Raw genomic sequence first — 15,687 nt, 5'->3', positions numbered from 1 at the left:
GGTGCTCCGTCCGCGCCGTCCCGCTCAGTCGCGCTCGTCGTAGCCGGGGTCGACCGTCTCGGGGGACAGGCCCAGGAGCCCGGCGACCTGCTCCACCACGGTGTCGTGCACCAGCGCGCCGAGCTGGTCGCGGTCGCGGGCCCGGGCCTCCAGGGGGCGCCGGTAGATGATCACGACGGCCGGGCGCTTGCCCACGGCGGGCTCGGCCCGGCCGAACGGGATCGGCTCGCCCGAGAGCAGGCCGGGCCCGTCGCCGAGCTGGCTGATCGGCGGCACCTCCTCGACCGCGAACTCCACCGCCGCCAGCTGCTTGCTCCAGCGGGGCTTGAGCCGGTCCACCGCGTCCAGGACGAAGTCGTCGAAGCGCTCGCCGCGTGACTTGGCGATCGGCACGTGGGAGGGGGCCAGTGGGCCGCGCATGCCGCGGCCGTGCCGGTCGCGTCTGCGGGGAGGGCGGGGTCCACGGGGTGCCGAGCTCACGGGCCAAGCTTAGACGCGCCCGGCGGAAGGCAGGGAAGAGGTTGTGACAGGGGGCCTAAGCCGTACAGGCGGGTGGAAGGTGGGACACGTGTCCGAATTGTGGCGACACGCTCGTTAAGAGCGCTCAGATAGTGGCGCCTCGGACGCTTACCGGATACGGTCCCACCGTGAGCCCCGTCCGCCGCTGTTCCCGCACCGCGTGCAGTCAGCCTGCCGTATTCACGCTCACGTACGTCTACGCCGATTCGACCGCCGTTCTCGGGCCCTTGGCGACGTACGCCGAGCCGCACTGTTATGACCTGTGCGCCGAGCATGCCGAGCGGTTGACCGCGCCCCGCGGCTGGGAGGTCGTCCGCCTCCCCACCGACGGCGCACCGCCGAGCACGGACGACCTCGAAGCCCTCGCCAACGCGGTCCGCGAGGCCGCCAGGCCCGCGCCGACAGGCGGCACCGAGCCCGTCGGCCAGGGGGTCGAGGTCGGGCGCCGCGGCCATCTGAGGGTGCTCCGTTCCGCTCAGCCCCAGCGCGACCGCTGACCCGACTAGGCTGGGGTCAGCAGACACGACGTAAAAGGGCGGAGCTGGAGTGGGCGACCTCGCCAAGATCTTCAAGGCGTACGACGTTCGAGGCGTCGTGCCGGACGAGTTCGACGAGGAGGCCGCGGAGGCGGTCGGCGCCGCCTTCGTAGAGGTGACCGGCGCCGAGACCGCCGTGGTGGCCCACGACATGCGCGCCTCGTCCGGACCGCTGGCCGCGGCCTTCGCCCGCGGGGCCACCTCCCGGGGGGCCGACGTCGTCCACGCCGGGCTGGCCTCCACCGACCTGCTCTACTACGCCAGCGGCAGCCTCGCCCTACCCGGCGTGATGTTCACCGCCAGCCACAACCCGGCCCGATACAACGGCATGAAGATGTGCCGGGCCGGTGCCGTCCCGATCGGTGGCGACAGCGGCCTGGCGGAGATCCGCGACCGGGCGGCCGAGCTGCTGAAGTCCGGGGTGGGCGGCGCCGGCGGCGGCACCGTGACCGGGCGTGACCTGCTGCGGGGCTACGCCGACCACCTGCGCACGCTGGTGGACCTGTCCGGCATCCGGCCGCTGAAGGTCGTGGTCGACGCGGGCAACGGCATGGGCGGCCACACCGTCCCGGTGGTGTTCGAGGGGCTCCCGCTGGAGCTGACCGGTCTCTACTTCGAGCTGGACGGCACCTTCCCCAATCACGAGGCCAACCCGATCGAGCCGGAGAACCTGCGCGACCTGCAGAAGGCCGTGATCGACGCCGGCGCCGACATCGGCCTGGCCTTCGACGGCGACGCCGACCGCTGCTGGGTCGTCGACGAGCGCGGCGAGTCGGTCTCCCCCTCCGCCATCACCGCGCTGGTCGCGGTGCGCGAGCTGGCCAAGAACCCCGGTGCCATGATCATCCATAACCTGATCACCTCGCGGGGCGTCCCGGAGATCATCGCCGAGCACGGCGGCGAGCCGGTCCGCACCCGGGTCGGACACTCCTTCATCAAGGCCGAGATGGCCAGGACCGGCGCGGTCTTCGGCGGCGAGCACTCCGCGCACTACTACTTCAAGGACTTCTGGTCCGCCGACTCCGGCATGCTGGCCGCGCTGCACGTGCTGGCCGCGCTGGGCGGGCAGGACCGGCCGCTGTCGGAGATCCTCACGGACTACGCCCGCTACACGGCCTCCGGAGAGATCAACAGCACGGTCGCCGACCAGGCGAAGGCGGCGGCGCGGGTCCGCGAGACGTTCGCCGGCCGCGACGGCGTCACCTTCGACGAGCTGGACGGCCTGACCGTCTCCGGCCCCGGATGGTGGTTCAATCTTCGTCCGTCCAACACCGAACCGCTGCTCAGGCTGAACGCCGAGGCGGCCGACGAGATTCAGATGGCAGCGATCAGGGACGAAGTTCTCGCTGTCGTGAGGAGCTGAACGAGTGAAGATCGACGACTGGCTGCTTGAGATCCTGGCCTGTCCCAACTGCAAGTCCCCGCTGCGCGCCGAGCCCGAGGTGGACGAGCTGTCGTGCACCTCCGCCAGCTGCGGCCTGGTCTATCCCGTCCGGGACGACATCCCGGTGCTGCTGGTCGACGAGGCGCGGAAGTCGTGAACTGGGAGCCCGATCGGCTCGACGATCAGACGCTGCTGACCGAGGGCGATCCGTCGGGCATGCTGCGCGCGGTGGCGGCATCGGCGGCGCAGGTCCGCACCGCCCACCGGACGGCGCGCGAGGCGGACCTCTCGGCGCTGAGCGCGGACGGCCGGCCCAGGAGCATCGTGGTCGCAGGCATGGGCGGTTCGGGCATCGCCGGTGACGTCCTCAACGCGGTGTGCGGTCACGGCGCCCCGCTGCCGATCACGACCGTGCGGTCCTACCGCCTGCCCGGCTGGGTCGGCGCGACCGACCTGGTGATCGTGGTGTCGTGCTCGGGCCGGACCGAGGAGACGCTCGCGGTGGCGGCGGAGGCCGTCCGCCGTGGCTGCCGCCTGCTGGTGCTGGGCGCGCCCGACTCGCCGCTGCAGGCGATCGCCAGGCAGGCGGGCGCGCCGTTCGTGCCCGTCACCACCGGCGGGCAGCCGCGTGCCGCCGTCTGGGCGCTGTCGATCCCGCTGATCGTCGCCGCCGCCGAGCTCGGCCTGCTCCAGGCGGACGAGGAGGTGTTCGAGGGCACGGCCAAGCGCTTGGAGGACATCGCCCACCGGTGCCGCCCGGCGAGCGAGTCGTTCATCAACCCGGGCAAGACGCTGGCCATGGAGCTGGCCGAGACCGTGCCGATGATCTGGGGATCCTCCTCGCTGGCCGCGGTCGCGGCCTACCGGTGGGCCTGCCAGCTCAACGAGAACGGCAAATATCCGGCCGTCTGGGGTGAGATCCCCGAGGTGAACCACAACCAGGTGGTGGCCTTCGACGGTCCGCTGGCCACCCGCGACATCTTCGCCGACGACGGCGGACGGTCGCTGCGGCTGTTCGTGCTGCGTGACGTGGAGGAGCATCCGCAGGTGGCGCGGCGGCGCGAGGTGTCGGTCCGGATGGCCGAGGACCGGGGCGTGCCGGTCACCCAGCTCGCCGCCGAGGGGCTGCACCCGCTGGAACGGCTCGCGGCGCTGATTGAATTGGGCGACTACGCGAGTACGTACCTCGCGCTGGGGTACGGGATCGACCCGACCCCTGTGTCGGCTATCACAGAGCTGAAGGCGCGGATTTCCCATTAGGATTCCGTCCGTCTTTTTCGGAATTAATGAGCGGAGGCTGCCGTGAGCGCGGGCGGCGGTACTAAGGCGATCATTGCGGCACTGTCCGCCAATCTCGCGATTGCGGCGGCCAAGTTCGTCGCCTTCCTGATCACGACCTCATCGTCGATGCTCGCCGAGTCGATCCACTCCCTCGCCGACTCGGGCAACCAGGTGTTGCTGCTGGTCGGCGGGAAGCGGGCGGCGCGGAAGCGGACGGCGGAGCATCCCTTCGGCTACGGCCGGGAGCGATACTTCTACGCCTTCGTCGTGGCGGTGGTGCTGTTCACGATCGGTGCGCTGTTCTCCCTCTACGAGGGCTGGCACAAGATCAGTGATCCGCATCCGGTGGAGACGCCCATCGTGGCGTTCGGTGTGCTGATCTTCGCGATCATCGCCGAGTCGTTCTCCTTCCGCACCGCGATCAAGGAGTCCAACCCGATCCGCGGCAGCCAGTCCTGGGTGCAGTTCATCCGCCGGTCCAAGTCGCCGGAGCTGCCGGTCATCGTGCTGGAGGACCTCGGCGCGCTGGTCGGCCTGGTCCTCGCGCTGCTCGGCGTGACGATGGCCGTGATCACCGGTGACGGCGTCTGGGACGGCGTCGGCACGATGGCGATCGGCGTCCTGCTGGCCGTCATCGCGGTCATCCTCGCGATCGAGACCAAGTCGCTGCTGATCGGCGAGGGCGCGGGCCCGGAGGTCGAGCGGAAGATCTGCGCCGCCCTGGAGGGCACGCCCGAGGTCGCCCGGGTCATCCACATGCGCACGCTCCACCTGGGGCCGGAGGAGATCCTGGTCGCCGCCAAGATCGCGGTGGACCACGACGACACGGCCACCGAGGTGGCCCGCGGGATCGACCAGGCCGAGCAGCGCATCCGCGCCGCCGTGCCGGAGGCCCGCGTCATCTACCTTGAGCCGGACCTCGACAGGTCCAAGGTCAACGGTTCGGTCTGAGCCGCAGCGCCCGCGGAAGGGCCCCGGCGCCGTGCGGCGCCGGGGCCCTTCCGCGTCCGGAGGCGCGGCAGGCCGGATCACCCCGCACCGCCGGACGCGCCGGGGCCCTGTCGGGGGCGCGGTCCGCCCGCTGGAGGTCTCTCCGAGGGGCCGGGCCGCCGTCGGCGATCCGCCCAGGAGCGACCTTGGAGGCCTAGGGGCGACCTTGGAGCAGGCGCAGCGCCTTCTCCTTCTCGAAGTCCAGCGCCCGGCGCGGGGCCTGCAGGCGGCCGATCCGCAGGCCCAGATCGCGTACGGCCTGCGCCACGGTGGGCTCGCTCAGCACCCGGAGGGCGAAGGCCAGCTCGGCGGGGGAGATGTCGAACCGTTTCTCCAGCTCCACGCCCTGGGCGACGGCCGACAGCTCCTCGGGGCCGAAGCGCCGGTGCGCCCCCTGGCTCCTGACGGGAGGGAGCAGGCCGAGCGCCTCGCGGTAACGGAGCATGCGGGGGGACATGCCCAGCCGCCGGGCGGCCTCGGTGATCCGCATTCTCGGGCCTTTCCGCAGAGTCTTACATTCTTGTGTCAGGTTAGCCGTCTGGAAGGTGCGCGGAGGCATCCGGGCCGCCTAAACTCGCATCGTCGACTTTTCCGGTGGAGCGGCGAGCCGGGTCCGAGAGCGAAGCAGGGTCGCGAGACCGGCGAGGGCCACGAGGCGAGCGCGACCATCAACCAGAAGCGCGACCATCTACCAGAGGGGTAACACATGGACTTCAAGGTCGCCGACCTTTCCCTTGCGGCTTTCGGCCGCAAGGAGATCCAGCTCGCCGAGCACGAGATGCCGGGGCTGATGGCCATCCGCAAGGAGTACGCCGAGGCCCAGCCGCTGGCCGGTGCGAAGATCATGGGCTCGCTGCACATGACCATCCAGACCGCCGTGCTCATCGAGACGCTGGTCGCGCTCGGCGCCGAGGTCCGCTGGGTGAGCTGCAACATCTTCTCCACCCAGGACCACGCGGCCGCCGCGGTCGTCGTCGGCCCGGAGGGCACCGTCGACGACCCCAGGGGCGTCCCGGTCTTCGCCTGGAAGGGCGAGACCCTGGAGGAATACTGGTGGTGCACCGAGCAGGCGCTGGTATGGCCCGGCGGTGACGGCCCCAACATGATCCTCGACGACGGCGGCGACGCCACCCTGCTCGTGCACAAGGGCGCCGAGTACGAGAAGGCCGGTGCCGTCCCCAGCGCCGGCGAGGACGACCCGGAGGAGTGGAAGATCATCCTTGATCTGCTCCGCCGTACGGTCACCGACGAGAAGAAGTGGACCGAGATCGCCTCGCGCATCAAGGGCGTCACCGAGGAGACCACCACCGGCGTCCACCGCCTGTACGAGATGTTCAAGGCGGGCTCGCTGCTCTTCCCGGCGATCAACGTCAACGACTCGGTGACCAAGTCGAAGTTCGACAACAAGTACGGCTGCCGCCACTCGGTCATCGACGGCCTCAACCGCGCCACCGACGTGCTGATCGGCGGCAAGGTCGCGGTCGTGGCCGGCTACGGCGACGTCGGCAAGGGCTGTGCCGACGCCCTCCGGGGTCAGGGCGCCCGCGTCATCGTCACCGAGATCGACCCGATCTGCGCGCTCCAGGCCGCCATGGACGGCTTCCAGGTCACCACGCTGGACGACGTCGTCGGCATCGCCGACATCTTCGTCACCACGACCGGCAACTTCGACATCATCACCGCCGCTCACATGGCGAAGATGAAGCACAACGCCATCGTGTCCAACATCGGTCACTTCGACAACGAGATCGACATGGCCGGCCTGGCGAAGATCCCGGGCATCGTCAAGACCGAGATCAAGCCGCAGGTCCACACCTGGACCTTCCCCGACGGCCGCCAGATCCTGGTGCTCGCCGAGGGCCGCCTGATGAACCTGGGCTGCGCCACCGGCCACCCCTCGTTCGTCATGTCCAACTCCTTCACCAACCAGGTGATCGCCCAGATCGAGCTGTTCACCAAGACCGAGCAGTACCCGGTCGGCGTCTACGTGCTGCCCAAGCACCTGGACGAGAAGGTCGCCCGCCTCCACCTCGACGCCCTCGGCGTGAAGCTCACCAAGCTCACCAAGGCGCAGGCGGAATACATCGGCGTGGACATCGAGGGCCCCTACAAGGCCGACCACTACCGCTACTGATCGACCGTTCCACCGGGCCCCCGCAGTGCTGCGGGGGCCTTCGGGCAATCTGGGGAGAAACGTGGACAGCGCGCTGGTGGCCGCGGGCGAGCGGCGGATCGGATGGGCGGCGCGGTCGATGCCCGTGCTGACCGCCATCGGGGAGCGTTTCGCGGCCGAGCGGCCCCTCGACGGGCTGCGGATCGCCGCCTGCCTGCACGTGACCGCCGAGACCGCGGTGCTCATGGGCGCGCTGAAGGCGGGCGGGGCCGAGATCGCACTGGCCGCCTCGAACCCGCTGTCCACGCAGGACGACGTCGCCGCCGCGCTGGGCGACTACGGCGTCGGCGTGCACGCGCGGGCCGGGGTCACCCGGGAGGTCTACTACCGGCACATCCACCAGGCGCTGGACATCTGCCCGCACATCGTCCTCGACGACGGCTGCGATCTGGTCAACATCCTGCACACCGAGCGGACCGAGCTGCTGGAGACGGTCACCGGGGGCTGCGAGGAGACCACGACCGGGATCATCCGGCTCCGGCAGATGGCGGCCGAGCAGGCGCTGAGGTTCCCGGTCGTGGCGGTCAACGACACCCGGACCAAGCGGATGTTCGACAACCGGTACGGCACCGGCCAGTCCACCATCGACGGCATCACGCGCGCCACCAACACCCTGCTGGCGGGCAAGACCGTGGTGGTCGCCGGGTTCGGCTACTGCGGCCGGGGCGTCGCCGAGCGGGCGAGGGGCCTGGGCGCCCGGGTGGTGGTCACCGAGATCGACCCGGTCAAGGCCCTGGACGCCTCGCTGCAGGGCTACGACGTGCAGCCGATGGCCCGCGCCGCCCGGACCGGAGACGTGTTCGTCACGGTCACCGGCAACCGCGACGTGATCAGGGGCGAGCATCTGACGGTGATGAAGGACGGCGCGATCCTGGCCAACGCCGGCCATTTCGACGTCGAGATCGACGTCCGTGCCCTGGACGAGCTGGCCCAGGCCGTGCATCACGGGGTACGTCCGAACACCGACGAATACGTCCTCGCCGACGGCCGCAGGCTCCTGCTGCTCGCCGAGGGCCGGCTGGTGAACCTGGCGGCCGCCGAGGGCCACCCGGCCGCCGTCATGGACATGTCCTTCTCCGCGCAGGCGCTCGCGGTCGCCTGGCTGGCCCGTGAGCGGGTACGGCTGGCGCCCGGCGTCTACGACGTGCCGCAGGAGGTCGACGTCGAGGTGGCGCGGCTCAAGCTGGCCGCCGCCGGGATCGAGGTGGACGCCCTGACCCCCGAGCAGGAGAAGTATCTCCACTCCTGGCGGCTCGGCTCCTAGCGTCACCCGGGGACGGGGCGGGACCGGCTGGAATCTTGCCCGCACCCCTCACGGGACCGGGCGTCACCCGGGGACGGGTTCACCGTCCGGCCTGCATCTCCAGCATCCGGCGGATCTCCGCGCTCTGGGTGGCGGCGACGTCGTTGGCCAGCTCCTCGACCTTGATGTGCGAGCCGTCGGTCAGCACCTGCTCGGACATCGTGATCGCCCCCTGGTGATGGGCGATCATCAGGGTGAGGAAGAGCCGGTCGAAGTCCTTGCCCGAGGCGTTCTTGAGGGCCTCCAGCTGCTCGGGCGTGGCCATGCCCGGCATGCCGGTGTGGTCGGCGTGGTGGCCGGGCGCCTGCAGGCCCTGCTGCTGCAGCCAGGACGTCATGTATTGGATCTCCGGCCCCTGGGCGTCCTTGATGCGCGAGGCGAGGCCCTTGAGCTTGTCGGAGTCGGCCCGTGACGGGGCCAGGACCGCCATGTCGATCGCCTGCCGGTGGTGGGCGATCATGTCCTTCATGTATTTCACGTCCGCCGCGTTGGCGGTGGGCGAGGGCACGGCGGTGGCCGCCTCGCTCGGGCTGATCGTCCGGGCCGGCTCGCCGGGCCTGCCGGGCGCGATGACCGGCGCGGTCGACTGGGCGGAGGGCGGCGGCGGAGGGTCGGCGCTGCACGCGGTGAGGGACAGAGCGGCGGCGGCCGCGACAACGAGCGCGACGCGCACCCGACCTCCCTTTCCAAGCTGCATGTGACGAGAGACCCTAATCTTCGCGGGCCAGGCGAGTAAAGACATCAGGTCGGAAAAACTTGCTGACACAGTGACACCTTGCCTGATCGACCGCTCAGGATGAACGATCTAGTCACTTATGTGCCCTTTACGGCACATATGGCAAGGAGGTTTCCGAGTGTTCACCCCCCTACGGAAGGGCCTGTCAGGCCGCTTCCTGGTAGTAGCCGGAGTCGCGGCGGCGATGGCGCTGTCCGCGGTGCCCGCCCAGGCGGCCGACATCCCGGCGCCCGGTGAGATCGTCATGAGCCCGAACGTCGAGCACGTGACCAACATCCCCAAGCCGGCCACGCTCACTGACATCCACACCGACATGGCCTTCCAGGGCGACTACGCCTATGTCGGCAACTACAGCGGTTTCTCGATCTACGACGTCCGCAAGCCGAAGCGGACCTCCCTGGTCAGCTCGGTGGTCTGCCCCGGCGGGCAGATGGACATGGCCGTCTACGGGGACCTGCTCTTCGGCGCCGTCGACTCCTCCCGCAACAACGACTCCTGCAGCAGCACCTCGCAGAGCGCGTCGGTCAAGGAGTCGTGGGAGGGCATCCGGATCTTCGACATCAGTGACAAGAAGAACCCGAAGTACGTCAAGGCGGTGGAGACCAACTGTGGTTCCCACACCCTGACCCTCCTGCCGGGCAAGGGCCGCGACCGGGACAACGTCTACGTCTACATCTCCTCCTACAGCCCGTCGGCGAGCTTCCCCGACTGCCAGCCGCCGCATGACAAGATCTCGATCGTCAAGGTGCCGCTGCGCGACCCGGCGGCCGCGGCGGTCGTCGCCACCCCGAACCTGTTCCCCGACGGCGGCAACCCCGGTGAGCCGACCCAGCAGTACCCCTACCGCACGTCGGCGACCACCGGCTGCCACGACATCACGGTCTTCCCGGAGAAGAACATGGCCGCCGGCGCCTGCATGGGCGAGGGCATCCTGATGGACGTCTCCGACCCGGTGAACCCGAAGGTCACCGCGACCGCCCGGGACGACGAGAACTTCGCGTTCTGGCACTCGGCGACGTTCAACAACGCCGGCACCAAGGTCGTCTTCACCGACGAGCTCGGCGGCGGCAGCGCGGCCACCTGCAACGAGGCGATCGGCCCGAACCGCGGCGCCAACGCCTACTACGACATCGAGGACGGCCGGCTCGTCTTCAAGGGCTATTTCAAGATCTCGCGCCACCAGGCCGACACCGAGAACTGCGTCGCGCACAACGGCTCGCTGATCCCGGTCAAGGGCAAGGACATCATGGTCCAGGCCTGGTACCAGGGCGGCATCTCGGTGGTGGACTTCACCGACTCCACCAACCCGCAGGAGATCGCCTTCTTCGAGCGCGGCCCCGACAGCACCGCCCCTGCGCTGAGCGGTGGATTCTGGTCCGCGTACTACTACAACGGCTACATCTACGGCAGCGACTTCAACCTGGGGCTCGACGTCCTCAAGATCAACGACCCGCGCACGAACAAGGCCAACGGCGTCAAGGTCGGCATCCTGAACGCGCAGACCCAGGCCTCCTACCGGGAGCACGGCCACGGCGACGACTGATCACCTCTGGGCGGTCGACTGATCACCTCTGGGCGGTGGGGGCCGCGGTCCCCACCGCCCGCACCGGGTGGGCCCGGTGGCGGTTCACGGGTCCCGGTGACCTGTTACACGTAGAGTGAGGCGTCAAACCAGATTCTTATCCTTACAAGCTGACATCTGGTTTCTTTGCCGGTTAAGAAGGACAATTTCGTCGGTTCTCCGCACTTTACGTCTCCCCACAATGGAGGTACCGGGTGCTCGCTCTCCGTGGAATCGGCCGGACGTCGGCCGTGGTGGCCACCGCCGCCGCGCTGCTGATGCCGGCGGTGTCCGCCCAGGCCGCCGACATCCCGCCGGTCGGCGAGGTCGTCACCAGCCCGAACGTGTCACATGTGGCCAACGTCCCCAAGCCCGCCGGGCTGGAGACCACCATCAACACCGACATCGCCTTCCAGGGCGACTACGCCTACGTCGGCAACTACGGTGGTTTCTCGATCTACGACATCAGCCGCCCGGAGCGGACCAGGGTCGTCAGCAGCGTCGTGTGCCCCGGCTCCCAGATGGACGTGTCGGTCTACGGCGACCTGCTCTTCACCGCCGTCGACAACTCCCGCAGCGACGACTCCTGCAACAGCGTCGCGCAGAGCGCGTCGGTCAAGGAGTCGTGGGAGGGCATCCGGATCTTCGACATCAGTGACAAGAAGAATCCGAAGTACGTCAAGGCGGTGGAGACCAACTGCGGTTCCCACACCCTGACCCTCGTCCCGGGCAAGGGCCGCGACCGGCGCAACGTCTATCTCTATGCCTCCTCCTACAACCCGTCGGCGAGCTTCCCCGACTGCCAGCCGCCGCACGACAAGATCTCGATCGTCAAGGTGCCGCTGCGCGACCCGGCGGCCGCGGCGGTCGTCGCCACCCCCGTGGTCTTCCCCGACGGAGGCAACGAGACCCAGCCGGGTCTGCTGCTGCCGACCAGCGGCTGCCACGACATCACCGTCTACCCGGAGAAGGACGTCGCAGCCGGGGCCTGCATGGGCGACGGCGTGCTGTTCGACATCTCCGACCGGGCGAACCCGGTGGTCACGGCCCGCGTCACCGACCCGAACTTCGCGTTCTGGCACTCGGCGACGTTCAACAACACCGGCACCAAGGTCGTCTTCACCGACGAGCTCGGCGGCGGCGGCGGGGCCACCTGCAACGAGGCCACCGGACCGAACCGGGGCGCCGACGCCATCTTCGACATCAGGAACGGCCGGCTCGACTTCAAGAGCTACTTCAAGATCTCGCGATACCAGGCCGACACCGAGAACTGCGTCGCGCACAACGGCTCGCTGATCCCGGTCAAGGGCAAGGACATCATGGTCCAGGCGTGGTACCAGGGCGGTGTCTCGATCCTGGACTTCACCGACTCCGCCAACCCGCAGGAGATCGGCTTCTTCGAGCGCGGTCCGGAGCCGAACGGCGGCGGGGGCGGCATCTGGTCGGCCTACTACTACAACGGCTACATCTACGGCAGCGACTTCCACCACGGACTCGACGTCCTCAAAGTCAGCGACCGGCGCACGGATCCGGCCAGGAGCGTCCGCCTGGACCGGCTGAACGTGCAGACCCAGGCCTCCTACCGGCAGGGACACGGCCACTGATCACCGGTGGCGCACGGTCGCTGATCACCGGCGGCCGCTGATCGCCGGCGGAAGGGGCGGCGGGAGTCTCCCGCCGCCCCTTCCCGCGTCCGTACGGCGTGCGCCCCGGGCTCAGGCGGGCGGGACGAAGCCGCCGGGGGTGGGACCGGGAGAGCTGGGCGCGGGCGGCGCCATGGGGCCGGGTGCCCGCTGGGGCTGCGGCTGATGGGGAGCCTGCTGGTAGGGCTCGGGTGCGGGCGCCTGCCGGTGGGGCTGGTGCGGCCCGGGTGCCGGCGGGCCGGGCTGCGGCTGGTAGGGGTCGGGCCCCTGCCGCCGGGCCTGGGACGGCTGCTGGGCGGGATGCCGCCGGGCGTCCGCCTGGCGGGCCAGCCGTACCTGGTCACGGCGGCGGCGCTCGGCCAGGACCGCGGTCAGGTAGGCGAACGGCGGCACGCCCGGTGGCGGGGGCGGCGAGACGAAGGCCGACATCTCGGCGGTGATGCGCGCGCCCATCTCGTGCTGGACCACCGGGGACAGGTCGTGCCAGCGCATGAGGTACTGCCTGGCGGTGGCGGCGACCCCCTCGGGCAGCCGCGACAGCTCCAGCGTCGCCGCCCACGCGGCGAGCTGCGGCGGCATCTCCAGCAGCGGGCCGTACTGCCGGGGGCCGCGCTCGGAGATCACGATGGTGCCCGCGAAGATGTCGCCGAGCCGCTTGCCCTTCTCCGAGATCAGCGAGCTGATCAGCGCGGGCGCGCCGCTGAGCGTCCAGAACTCCAGCACTCCGGCCAGGCCCCGGAACAGGGCCTGCCGGAACCGCTCGGGGCTGCCGTCGTCGCTGACCACCCGGAGCCCGAGGGCGAGCTTGCCGAGGCTGCGGCCGCGCGAGAGCGTCTCGAAGATCACCGGATAGCCGACGAGCACGAGCACGGTGAGCGCGATGTAGATCATCGTCGTCAGCGCCTCGTCGGTGGTGAAGACCAGCGCGCCGACCACGAAGGACGCGCCGAACAGCGTTACGAGCTGGACCGCCATGTCGATGAGCAGCGCCGCGGCCCTGCTCGGAATCTGGGCGGTCCGGACCTCGACGACGACGGCCTCGCCGGTTACGACATCGGACACAGTCAGCACCTTACCCGTGGCGGGACGGGCCCCTCCTGCCCGAGGTGCCGCGGCCCGGCGCTCGGCGTGCGGTTCCAGCTCGTGCCCGGGGTATGAGCCGGCTCGGCCGCGGAGCGCTCAATCAATCGGTGGGCGCAAATTGCCTGGTCATGGAGTTATGCGATTGTGCGCTTCGGGTATCACCACCGGTGGCCGGGCCGTCTCGGAATTCCTCATGAACGGCGGACCATCCAAAGGATCGACCCTGGAAGAACTGACGCAGCGCCGAGTCGAAGTGCTGACACGGGTGCAGGAGATCCGGAAGTCCGAGGACAGGCCGCAGGAGGAGGCGACGGACCTTGAGCGGGAGCTGGCCGGCCTCCACCCGACCCTCGCGAGCAAGTGGCTGACCTGGGAGACCTACTCCACCGGGGCGACTTTTGTCGGATATCTCTACAACACGGGTTTCAACCGATACGTTTCGGCGGGCAGCGGCGGCACGTGGCTCTACGCGGCGGCTCCCACGACCGCTGAAGCGCTGCGCTGGAACTTCTGCCACTCCTCCACCGGCAGCCTTGTGATGACCGCGACGGTGGGGCCGTCCACCCGCTTTTTCAACTGGAGGCCCGTGACGGGCGCCTGCGGACTGTATGACGTCTACGACACGATGACCGCGACTCAGTGGAAGCGGTGTGGGTCCTTCGACGGCGACCAGTTTCAGATCCTTAATCCGAGCAACAAGGAGAACCTCGGATGCTGGTCCACCAATAACGATGATTTGTACAACAGAAGGAACGTCGCCTTCCGGGATTTCGGATTCCTGTACTTCGATGTAAAACAATTCTCTGCGGACGACCGGCTGATCTACAGCGCGTACATGAAGGGGGTCGACGGCCTCAACCCGGCGTGATCTCTCCCGGCCGAGACCGGTGGGCGGGGCGGCGGGTTCCGGACGGAGTCGCCGACATACGCCCATGCCGGTCGGTCCGGCCTTTCAGCCGCTGAAGGCGGCGAGGGCCAGGCGCTGGACCACTGCCAGGGCGCCGTTGGTGGGGGAGGAGGTGCCCATCGAGTAGACCGCGCGCCGCTTGAGATCGCGGGAGGCGAAGACCCCGCTGCGGTAACCCGGCTCGGAGCCCATCTTGCCCCACAGCAGCGAGCCGTCGGGCAGCGGCACGTACATCAGGCCGACGCTGAAGCAGGCCGTGCCCTTGCCGGGGCCGGTGTTGCAGATGGAGCCGTCGGCGTAGGGCAGCGGCTCGCCGTCGGCGCCCTTGGGCACGGCGAACAGCTCCGCGGCCTGTGCCGGGCGCAGCAGCCGGCCGTCGAACAGGCCGGAGATGAAGCGGTCCAGGTCGCCGGTGGTGGAGGTCATGCTGGCGGGCAGCCCGCCCTGCACGTTGACGTCGACCAGCTCGCCGTTGCTCCTGGGCAGGTAGCCGGGCAGGTACGGCCGGGGCACGGGCGTGCTGCGGCCCGGCACGGCGGCCCTGCTGTCCCGCATCCTGAGCGGCTTCAGGATGCGGGCGCTCACCTCGTGCTGGTACGAGTGCCCGGTGATGTCCTCGATGAGCTTGCCGGCGACGCGGTAGCCGAAGGAGTTGTACTCCTGCCGGGTGCCGGGGTGGAAACGCGGGCCGGGAGCCGGCCTGCCCTCGGGGTGGAGCGTCTGCTGGATCACCTCGTCGAAGGTGAGGTAGTCGAGGCGGAGCTCGATCTCCTCGTCCGGGGAGGGGGCCGGGGCGCCCTCGAAGTCCTGGGGCAGGCCGCTGGTGTGGTTGAGCAGCTGCCGTACGCTGATCGGCTCCTTGAACCGCTCCTGCGGCAGCAGTCCGGGCAGGTAGTGCTGGATGCTCTGGTCCAGGTCGATCCGGCCCTCGGCGGACAGTTGGAGCAGGATCACCGCCTCCATGGCCTTGCTGATGCTGCCGATCTGGAAATGGGCGTCGCGGCTGATCCGCTTACTGGTGACGACGTCCCGGGTCGTGCCCCGCCACCGCTGCCCGTTGTTGTGCACTTCGGCCACGACGCCGGCGATACCGTCGCCCGGTCGCGTGGTGATCGCCGCGCGCAGGGCGGTGCGGTCCAGGCCCGTGGCGGGCTCGGCGGGGGCGGCCTGCGCGGTGGCGGCCTGCGCGGCGACGAGACCGAACGTCACGGCGGCGGCAAGGGGCAGGGCCAGGGAACGGCGCATGGGGGAACTCCATGTGAAAGGGCGGTGATCAACTCCATTGGAGTCTGTCGGCCCGGCCTGCCCGGTTTCGACGGGGATCACCCCGGCCTGACCCCGAACCGACCCTGACCCCGCGGCAGGGGAACCCGCCCGCCTCTGTTGGGGACGGGACCGGTGTTGTCACGGGCATGGACCGGTGGGCAGGCGCCGCCGCGGGGCGAGCGGGCGGCCGATCTCGAACGGCTCGCTCGGCAACGGCGCCGCCGGCTGCCGCTCCTGGGCGGAGCGCTCGCCGACGGCCGGTACGCATCCGGATTGTGACGCAGGTCACATATTCTCTGGTTTAC

At 69.7% G+C, this 15,687-nt stretch carries 15 protein-coding genes; 10 read left to right on the top strand and 5 right to left on the bottom strand.

The genetic code is table 11. The features are described 5' to 3' along the window. Positions 1 to 24 precede the first annotated feature (24 nt). Positions 25 to 420, bottom strand: a complete 396-nt coding sequence (locus tag ACZ6R6_RS03560) for a metallopeptidase family protein (protein WP_470089869.1) — start codon at positions 418 to 420, stop codon at positions 25 to 27. Between the two features lie 227 nt (positions 421 to 647). Between ACZ6R6_RS03560 and ACZ6R6_RS03555 the strand changes: the two genes are divergently transcribed. The 5 genes from ACZ6R6_RS03555 to ACZ6R6_RS03535 are packed head-to-tail and all read left to right on the top strand — an operon-like array spanning position 648 to position 4,671. Next, a complete protein-coding gene (locus ACZ6R6_RS03555; protein WP_043651503.1) occupies positions 648 to 1,016 on the top strand; it encodes a DUF3499 domain-containing protein in 369 nt (122 codons plus the stop codon). 49 nt (positions 1,017 to 1,065) lie between these two features. Then, complete coding sequence (locus tag ACZ6R6_RS03550; protein ID WP_470089865.1) at positions 1,066 to 2,418, top strand: phosphomannomutase/phosphoglucomutase; 1,353 nt, start codon at positions 1,066 to 1,068, stop codon at positions 2,416 to 2,418. 4 nt (positions 2,419 to 2,422) lie between these two features. Then, positions 2,423 to 2,596, top strand: coding sequence for a Trm112 family protein (locus ACZ6R6_RS03545; RefSeq protein ID WP_012888128.1), 174 nt, complete (start codon positions 2,423 to 2,425; stop codon positions 2,594 to 2,596). Next, positions 2,593 to 3,699 carry a bifunctional phosphoglucose/phosphomannose isomerase gene (locus tag ACZ6R6_RS03540; protein WP_470089863.1) on the top strand — a complete coding sequence of 369 codons (1,107 nt, stop codon included), beginning with the start codon at positions 2,593 to 2,595 and terminating at the stop codon, positions 3,697 to 3,699. Before ACZ6R6_RS03545 ends, ACZ6R6_RS03540 begins: the two co-directional genes overlap by 4 nt. A 42-nt stretch (positions 3,700 to 3,741) precedes the next feature. After that, on the top strand, positions 3,742 to 4,671 hold the full coding sequence (locus ACZ6R6_RS03535; RefSeq protein ID WP_470089861.1) for a cation diffusion facilitator family transporter: 930 nt from the start codon (positions 3,742 to 3,744) through the stop codon (positions 4,669 to 4,671). A 193-nt stretch (positions 4,672 to 4,864) separates the two neighbouring features. On the opposite strand, the gene ACZ6R6_RS03530 is transcribed toward ACZ6R6_RS03535, so the two are convergent. Continuing rightward, positions 4,865 to 5,200, bottom strand: a complete 336-nt coding sequence (locus ACZ6R6_RS03530; protein ID WP_470089860.1) for a MerR family DNA-binding transcriptional regulator — start codon at positions 5,198 to 5,200, stop codon at positions 4,865 to 4,867. 216 nt (positions 5,201 to 5,416) lie between these two features. On the opposite strand from ACZ6R6_RS03530, the gene ahcY reads away from it, so the two are divergent. After that, complete coding sequence (gene ahcY, locus ACZ6R6_RS03525; protein WP_470089858.1) at positions 5,417 to 6,844, top strand: adenosylhomocysteinase; 1,428 nt, start codon at positions 5,417 to 5,419, stop codon at positions 6,842 to 6,844. Positions 6,845 to 6,905: 61 nt separating this feature from the next. Further along, positions 6,906 to 8,147 carry an adenosylhomocysteinase gene (locus ACZ6R6_RS03520; protein ID WP_470089856.1) on the top strand — a complete coding sequence of 414 codons (1,242 nt, stop codon included), beginning with the start codon at positions 6,906 to 6,908 and terminating at the stop codon, positions 8,145 to 8,147. A 79-nt stretch (positions 8,148 to 8,226) separates the two neighbouring features. Here ACZ6R6_RS03520 and ACZ6R6_RS03515 read toward each other — a convergent pair whose 3' ends face one another. Further along, on the bottom strand, positions 8,227 to 8,859 hold the full coding sequence (locus ACZ6R6_RS03515) for a DUF305 domain-containing protein (RefSeq protein ID WP_470089854.1): 633 nt from the start codon (positions 8,857 to 8,859) through the stop codon (positions 8,227 to 8,229). 181 nt (positions 8,860 to 9,040) lie between these two features. Between ACZ6R6_RS03515 and ACZ6R6_RS03510 the strand changes: the two genes are divergently transcribed. Together ACZ6R6_RS03510 and ACZ6R6_RS03505 are read left to right on the top strand one after the other, a co-directional pair. Then, the gene (locus ACZ6R6_RS03510) at positions 9,041 to 10,465 is read left to right on the top strand and encodes an LVIVD repeat-containing protein (RefSeq protein ID WP_470089852.1); all 1,425 of its coding nucleotides are present in this window, start codon (positions 9,041 to 9,043) and stop codon (positions 10,463 to 10,465) included. A gap of 233 nt (positions 10,466 to 10,698) precedes the next feature. Then, the gene (locus ACZ6R6_RS03505; RefSeq protein WP_470089850.1) at positions 10,699 to 12,087 is read left to right on the top strand and encodes an LVIVD repeat-containing protein; all 1,389 of its coding nucleotides are present in this window, start codon (positions 10,699 to 10,701) and stop codon (positions 12,085 to 12,087) included. A 111-nt stretch (positions 12,088 to 12,198) separates the two neighbouring features. Here the strand turns inward: ACZ6R6_RS03505 and ACZ6R6_RS03500 are convergent, their stop codons facing one another. Further along, complete coding sequence (locus ACZ6R6_RS03500) at positions 12,199 to 13,188, bottom strand: RDD family protein (protein WP_470089849.1); 990 nt, start codon at positions 13,186 to 13,188, stop codon at positions 12,199 to 12,201. A gap of 214 nt (positions 13,189 to 13,402) precedes the next feature. On the opposite strand from ACZ6R6_RS03500, the gene ACZ6R6_RS03495 reads away from it, so the two are divergent. Next, complete coding sequence (locus tag ACZ6R6_RS03495) at positions 13,403 to 14,077, top strand: hypothetical protein (protein WP_470089847.1); 675 nt, start codon at positions 13,403 to 13,405, stop codon at positions 14,075 to 14,077. Between the two features lie 84 nt (positions 14,078 to 14,161). On the opposite strand, the gene ACZ6R6_RS03490 is transcribed toward ACZ6R6_RS03495, so the two are convergent. Next, entirely contained in the window at positions 14,162 to 15,361 is a 1,200-nt protein-coding gene (locus ACZ6R6_RS03490) for a serine hydrolase domain-containing protein (RefSeq protein WP_470089846.1), read from the bottom strand. Positions 15,362 to 15,687: the final 326 nt, after the last annotated feature.

This window comes from Streptosporangium sp. NPDC048886 (assembly GCF_055586905.1).
The sequence above is the reverse complement of the archived record's forward strand: the minus strand, read 5'-3'. Positions and strand labels throughout refer to the sequence as shown.

Coding starts and splice junctions, on each gene's coding strand:
- ACZ6R6_RS03560 (WP_470089869.1), bottom strand. CDS start 420: ATGCGCGGCCCACTGGCCCCCTCCCACGTGCCGATCGCCAAGTCACGC.
- ACZ6R6_RS03530 (WP_470089860.1), bottom strand. CDS start 5,200: ATGCGGATCACCGAGGCCGCCCGGCGGCTGGGCATGTCCCCCCGCATG.
- ahcY (WP_470089858.1), top strand. CDS start 5,417: ATGGACTTCAAGGTCGCCGACCTTTCCCTTGCGGCTTTCGGCCGCAAG.
- ACZ6R6_RS03495 (WP_470089847.1), top strand. CDS start 13,403: ATGAACGGCGGACCATCCAAAGGATCGACCCTGGAAGAACTGACGCAG.
- ACZ6R6_RS03490 (WP_470089846.1), bottom strand. CDS start 15,361: ATGCGCCGTTCCCTGGCCCTGCCCCTTGCCGCCGCCGTGACGTTCGGT.